Raw genomic sequence first — 6,111 nt, forward strand, 5'->3', positions numbered from 1 at the left:
GGCCCTGCCCTTTTCAGTTATCAGGCCTCGGGTTCCTGATCCGGTACCACCACGCCTTCACGCGGCTCATCCGGGTTCGGCGCTGGCAGATTCATCAGCTTCGCCAGGATGCGCGCCAGTTTCAGGCGCATTTCCGGACGGCGGACGATCATGTCGATGGCGCCTTTCTCAATGAGGAACTCACTGCGCTGGAATCCCGGCGGCAGTTTTTCACGAACGGTCTGCTCGATAACGCGAGGACCCGCAAAGCCGATCAGCGCTTTTGGCTCAGCGACGTTCAGGTCGCCCAGCATCGCGAAGCTCGCGGAGACGCCGCCCATGGTTGGGTCGGTCAGCACGGAGATGTACGGCAGACCGCGCTCCTGCATCTTCGCCAGCGCTGCAGAGGTTTTAGCCATCTGCATCAGGGACATCAGGGCTTCCTGCATACGTGCTCCGCCGGAGGCAGAGAAGCAGATCAGCGGACAGTTGTCTTCCAGCGCCTGCTCAACGGCACGCACGAAGCGCGCACCGACCACGGAGCCCATTGAGCCACCCATAAAGGAGAACTCAAACGCAGCGGCAACAACCGGCATCCCATGCAGGGTGCCTTTCATGACGACCAGCGCGTCTTTCTCGCCGGTCTCTTTCTGTGCGGAGGCCAGACGATCTTTATATTTTTTGGAGTCGCGGAACTTCAGCACGTCTTTTGGCTCAAGCTCGCTGCCCAGTTCTACCAGAGAACCTTCGTCCAGCAGGCTATGCAGGCGGTTGCGCGCCGACATACGCATATGGTGGTCACACTTCGGACACACCTCAAGGTTGCGCTCCAGCTCTGCGCGATACAGAACCTGGCCGCAGCTATCACACTTCGTCCATACCCCTTCAGGAATGCTCGCTTTACGCGTTGGGGTAATGTTGCTTTTAATTCGTTCAATCCAGCTCATTGATAACCTTTCTGCCTGAACCTGGTCGTATGCCAGTTTTGCTATAAGAGGCGAATAATGCCATTTTTGCCTCCAACAGACCATGAATGTTGCACATTAAAACATAACAGCCCGAAACTTTGGATAAAAAAGTGGTCGAACCGCCAGCGTGCATTTACTTCGCTTGCTTTGCCGCCGCACGTTTGTGACGAATGATTTCGATAACGCCCGGCAGTACGGAAAGCACAATAATCGCTACAATCAGTAACTTAAGATTTTCCTGAACCACCGGGAGATCGCCAAACAGGTAGCCCGCATAGGTAAACAGCAGTACCCACAGCAGCGCCCCCACGACGTTATACATGGCAAAATGACGATAGGACATATGTCCCATTCCCGCCACAAACGGTGCAAATGTGCGCACAATAGGCACAAAGCGCGCAAGGATAATGGTTTTTCCGCCATGGCGTTCATAAAACGCATGAGTTTTATCTAAATAGCTGCGGCGGAAAATTTTTGAATCCGGATTGCTGAACAGCCGCTCACCGAATACGCGTCCAATCGTGTAGTTGACCGCATCACCGACGATGGCGGCAATCACCATCAGCACCACCATAAGATGCACATTCAGATCGTTGGTGGGCAGCGCCGATAACGCCCCGGCGACAAACAGCAGTGAATCGCCCGGCAGGAACGGCGTGACAACCAGCCCGGTTTCACAAAACAGAATGAGGAACAGAATGGCATAAACCCAGACGCCGTACTGCGCGACCAGCTCTGCCAGGTGAACATCAATATGCAGGATGAAATCAATCAAAAAACGAATTACGTCCATATTGTCTAAGCCTTAATTGCACCTTTGTTTAGTCCGCTAAAAACAGCGGCCCCATTGGCGGTTTCGGCAGGTCAAACCGATCCGGATAGTCTACCGAGACCAGATACAGCCCTTCCGCTTTCGCCGTGGCTGCCGCAAGCGTTCTGTCCTTCGCTGCCAGCAGGTCTGCAATCCAGCTCTCCGGCTGGTGTCCGGCACCCACTTCCATCAGGCTGCCCACAATATTCCGCACCATATGATGTACAAAGGCATTAGCTTTGATATCCACCACCACATACGCGCCAAAACGGCTGACGTGAATGTGCATGACATTACGCCACGGCGTGCGGGACTGACACTGCACCGCACGAAACGAGGTAAAGTCATTTTCACCAATCAGACACTGCGCCGCGCGATGCATGCGTTCCGCATCGAGCGGTTCATAAAAATGCGTCACGCCCTGGCTTAACACCGCCGGACGCAGACGCTGGTTGTAGATGACATAACGGTAACGACGCGCGGTGGCGCTGAAACGCGCATGAAAATCATCCGGCACAGCTTTCACCCAGCGCACCGCAATGTCACCAGGCAAATTCGCATTTACACCCAGCGTCCAGGCGGCATCCTTACGCACGGCGGTGGTCTCAAAGTGCACCACCTGCCCCGTGCCGTGAACGCCCGCGTCCGTACGGCCTGCGCACAGGACGTTAATCGGCTCGTTTGCCACCTGAGAGAGCGCTTTCTCCAGTTTCTCCTGGACGCTGCGCACCTCATTCTGACGCTGCCAGCCATAATATTTACTGCCATCGTACTCAATACCGAGGGCAATTTTATGAACCGGCTTTTGTTCCACGTCTGACATCAGTACAGGTACTCCTGCACCAGTTTCTCGGCGATCTTGACCGCCATCAGCGCGCCACCGAAACGAACGTTGTCGGCAACGGACCAGAACTGAACCTGCTCCGGCATACCGTAGTCGTTACGCACGCAGCCAACGGAAAGATGCGCGCTACCGGTGGCGTCGCCTACCTGCGTCGGGAACTCGCTCTCTTCAGAGAGGACGATGTCTTCCCCACGGCCAAACGCATCGCGCGCCTCTTCTGCCGCCAGGGGACGCAGCGCTTCAAAGCCGACCATCTGCGCGTGACCGTAGAAGACCGGGGACTGCACGACGCTTGCGGAGATCATCAGGCCATCGTCCTGCAGAATTTTACGCACCTCATCGACGATACGACGCTCTTCGCGCACGGAGCCCTCGCGGTCCGGCAATAGCGGTAGCATGTTGAACGCCAGCTGGCGGCCAAAGAAATCATCTTCGTCAATCGGGATGCCGTTCAGCAGCTTCGCGCTCTGCCCGGCCAGCGCGTCAACGGCCTTTTTGCCGTTTGCGGACGCGGACAGCAGGCTGGTCACGGTAATGCGCGACAGGCCGCCGTCGTCGATTAGCGGTTTCAGGGCGGTCAGCAGCTGGCTGGTCAGGCTGTTCGGTACCGCAATGACGTTACGGTTGCGGTAGTCAGCCAGTACAAACGGGTTCACGTCCGGCACCACCAGCGGCACATCCGGCTCCATGGAGAACAGGCCGCTCAGATCGATGACCAGGCAGCCTGCGTTGGTCGCCTCTTCAACGTACGCCGTAGTGGCTTCAGCGCCCGCGGCGAAAAACGCCAGCTGCGCCTGCGTCCAGTCGAACGCCGCCGCATCCTGAACCATGACGGATTTATTGTTAAAACGCAGATGCTCACCCGCGCTATCCGTTCGCGCCAGCGCATAGATATCGCCCACCGGGAACTGACGCTCAGCAAGCGTTTCGAGCAGGGCTTCGCCCACGGCACCCGTGGCACCTAAAATGGCAATGTTCCAGCCTTCAGACATGGTGGTTTACTCCAGAAATAAAAAAGCGTCCCTGTCGGAGTATCCGACAGGGAGCATTAAGAAGACATTAATGCGCCGGGTGATGAACGGCGTTAAACCCCAGCTTGTGCAGCAGCGTCGCCGCCGACGCGTCGTCGCACATCACATAGAGGGAAGACCACTCGCGACGCTCAACGTAGTTCTTGCGCAGCTTATCAAACTCACCCGGGATCCCCGCCACTTTACGCAGCAGCGCATCATCGCGGCGCACATCATACACCAAATGCACCAGCCTTTTCAGCGTTGCCTGATCGAGCGGGCCGTGAAGGGTAATGCGGCCAAATTCAGGCGCGGGGAGTAAGGTATCCAGCGCCACCTGCTGCGGATGGCCGATAAAGGCGCTGTAGGCTTCGAAGACCTGCGTCGTACCGCGGGCTTTCCCTTCGAGGGTATAACCAGCGATATGCGCCGTGCCCACATCAACCTTATTTAGCAGCTCAACGTTGAGGTCCGGCTCCGGCTCCCAGACGTCCAGCACCACGCTGAGGTCTTGTCCTTCGTTCAGACACGTCAGCAGCGCGGCGTTATCGACTACCGGACCACGGCAGGCATTTATCAGAATAGTGCCAGCCTTCAGACGGCGAATTAACGCCTCATCGGCCAGATGCAGAGACTTATACGGCCCCTCTTTAAACAGCGGCGTGTGGAACGTCAGCACGTCGCACTGTTCAACCAGCTCGTCCAGCGAACGGAAATCCCCATCATCGCCGTTGTCTTTGCGCGGCGGATCGCACAGCAACGTGCGGATCCCTAACGCTTCCAGGCGCTTTTGCAGGCGTCCGCCGACGTTACCCACGCCGACAATCCCCACGGTGCGGTCTTTCAGCGCAAACCCGTCGCGCTCGGCCAGCATCAGCAGCGAGGAGAAAACGTATTCCACGACGGCAATCGCGTTACAGCCCGGCGCGGCGGAGAAACCGATTCCGGCCTGCTTCAGCCATTTATCATCCACATGATCGGTCCCTGCCGTTGCGGTCCCAACGAACTTAATCGCCTTACCGGCGAGCAACGCCTCATTTACTTTGGTCACCGAGCGCACCATCAAGGCGTCGGCATCGTCCAGTTCGTTGACCGGGATCGGGCGACCAGGAACAGCCTTAACGTTACCCAGGCGGCTAAACAGCTCACGGGCGTAAGGCATATTTTCATCAACGAGGATTTTCACGTCTGAGTACCTGTTTGAGAGGAAGAAAACCTGCCAAGTGTGCCATAATCTGGCCGCCAGGCATATACGTCTGCCAGGTTTACGCTGAGTTTTGACTTTAAGGATTTTTGACGATGCAGCCCATTTCAGGTACGCCGCCACGCCCTCCGGGTGAAGGCCCCGTCACGCCAAACGTTGCCGGTGAACAACCGCTATCCACGCAACAGCGCACCGTGCTGGAGCGACTGATCACGCGCCTGATTGCGCTGACTTCACAGCAAAACGCGGAAGTCTGGGCCGGGGTGAAGCATGATTTAGGCGTGAGGAACGACGCACCGCTGCAGTCGCGCCATTTCCCCGCTGCCGAGCAAAATCTGAACCAGCGTATTACGACCGCGCAGCAGAACCACACCACGCGCCAGATTGTTTCTCAGCTGACGGAGCTGCTGGGCCAGGGAAATAACCGCCAGGCGGTGAGTGATTTTATTCGCCAGCAGTATGGTCAGACCGCGCTGGGCCAGCTTACGCCCGACCAGCTCAAAACCGTGCTGACGCTGCTGCAGAACAATGAGCTGTCGATTCCGCAGCCGCAGGTGCGCCCGGCGACCGAGCGTCCGCTGCTGCCCGCCGAGCACAATACGCTCAAGCAGATGGTGACGAAGCTGGCCGCGGCCACCGGCGAGCCGACGAAGCTTATCTGGCAATCCATGCTGGAGCTGTCGGGCGTGAAAGCAGGCGAGCTGATCCCGGCCAAACAGTTTACCCATCTGGTGACCTGGCTCCAGGCACGCCAGACGCTCAGCACCCAGAGCGCCCCTACCCTGCATACTGTGCAGGCGGCGCTGAAACAGCCGCTTGAGCCGCACGAGTTCGAGGTGATTCGGGATTATGCCCAGCAGAACTGGCAGGCCACGCCGCAAACGGTACTGACTACCGCGCAGGTGCAGGATCTGCTCAACCAGATCTTCGTTCGCCGCGCCGAGCGCGAAGGCGGCGTACCAGAGGTGAGAAATATTCAGCCGATCTACAGTCCGCTGTTTGCGCCGGTCGTGGAGACCTTCAGAACACTTTCTGCGCGTCCGGGATTGATGTTTATTGCATTACTGATTGCGCTGGCGATTTTCTGGCTGGTTGCCTGATATTTTGCCCGGTGGCGCTGCGCTTACCGGGCCTACAACGGCTCGAACTGTTGGCCGGGTAAGCGCAGGGTATGAACCGGAAACATGGGTAACACTTTAGACCGGATACATGGGTAACAGTTATAACTGGCATAGAAGAGGAGACTCGCTATGCCCTGGACTGAGACCCGACCTATGCAACGCCTTGATTTTATC

Annotated in this window: 6 protein-coding genes; 1 reads left to right on the forward strand and 5 read right to left on the reverse strand. The window is 57.4% G+C overall.

Going from position 1 to position 6,111, the window contains the following annotated elements; all coding sequences use genetic code 11:
- Positions 1-20 precede the first annotated feature (20 nt).
- The 5 genes from accD to pdxB form a co-directional block, all read right to left on the reverse strand.
- Positions 21-926, reverse strand: a complete 906-nt coding sequence (gene accD / locus ACOTXT_RS03035) for an acetyl-CoA carboxylase, carboxyltransferase subunit beta (protein WP_008502598.1) — start codon at positions 924-926, stop codon at positions 21-23.
- Positions 927-1,080: 154 nt separating this feature from the next.
- On the reverse strand, positions 1,081-1,740 hold the full coding sequence (locus ACOTXT_RS03040) for a DedA family protein (RefSeq protein ID WP_008502599.1): 660 nt from the start codon (positions 1,738-1,740) through the stop codon (positions 1,081-1,083).
- Between the two features lie 28 nt (positions 1,741-1,768).
- Complete coding sequence (gene truA, locus ACOTXT_RS03045) at positions 1,769-2,581, reverse strand: tRNA pseudouridine(38-40) synthase TruA (RefSeq protein WP_021241572.1); 813 nt, start codon at positions 2,579-2,581, stop codon at positions 1,769-1,771.
- Positions 2,581-3,594 carry an aspartate-semialdehyde dehydrogenase gene (locus tag ACOTXT_RS03050; RefSeq protein WP_055321850.1) on the reverse strand — a complete coding sequence of 338 codons (1,014 nt, stop codon included), beginning with the start codon at positions 3,592-3,594 and terminating at the stop codon, positions 2,581-2,583. The genes truA and ACOTXT_RS03050 overlap by 1 nt, the downstream gene beginning before the upstream one ends.
- A 67-nt stretch (positions 3,595-3,661) precedes the next feature.
- On the reverse strand, positions 3,662-4,798 hold the full coding sequence (pdxB, locus tag ACOTXT_RS03055; RefSeq protein ID WP_023294134.1) for a 4-phosphoerythronate dehydrogenase PdxB: 1,137 nt from the start codon (positions 4,796-4,798) through the stop codon (positions 3,662-3,664).
- A 113-nt stretch (positions 4,799-4,911) separates the two neighbouring features.
- Here pdxB and flk point away from each other — a divergent pair, with 113 nt between their 5' ends.
- On the forward strand, positions 4,912-5,916 hold the full coding sequence (flk, locus tag ACOTXT_RS03060; RefSeq protein WP_008502603.1) for a flagella biosynthesis regulator Flk: 1,005 nt from the start codon (positions 4,912-4,914) through the stop codon (positions 5,914-5,916).
- Positions 5,917-6,111: the final 195 nt, after the last annotated feature.

The organism is Enterobacter cloacae complex sp. IR5422 (genome assembly GCF_049238165.1).
Lineage (GTDB): Bacteria > Pseudomonadota > Gammaproteobacteria > Enterobacterales > Enterobacteriaceae > Enterobacter > Enterobacter roggenkampii.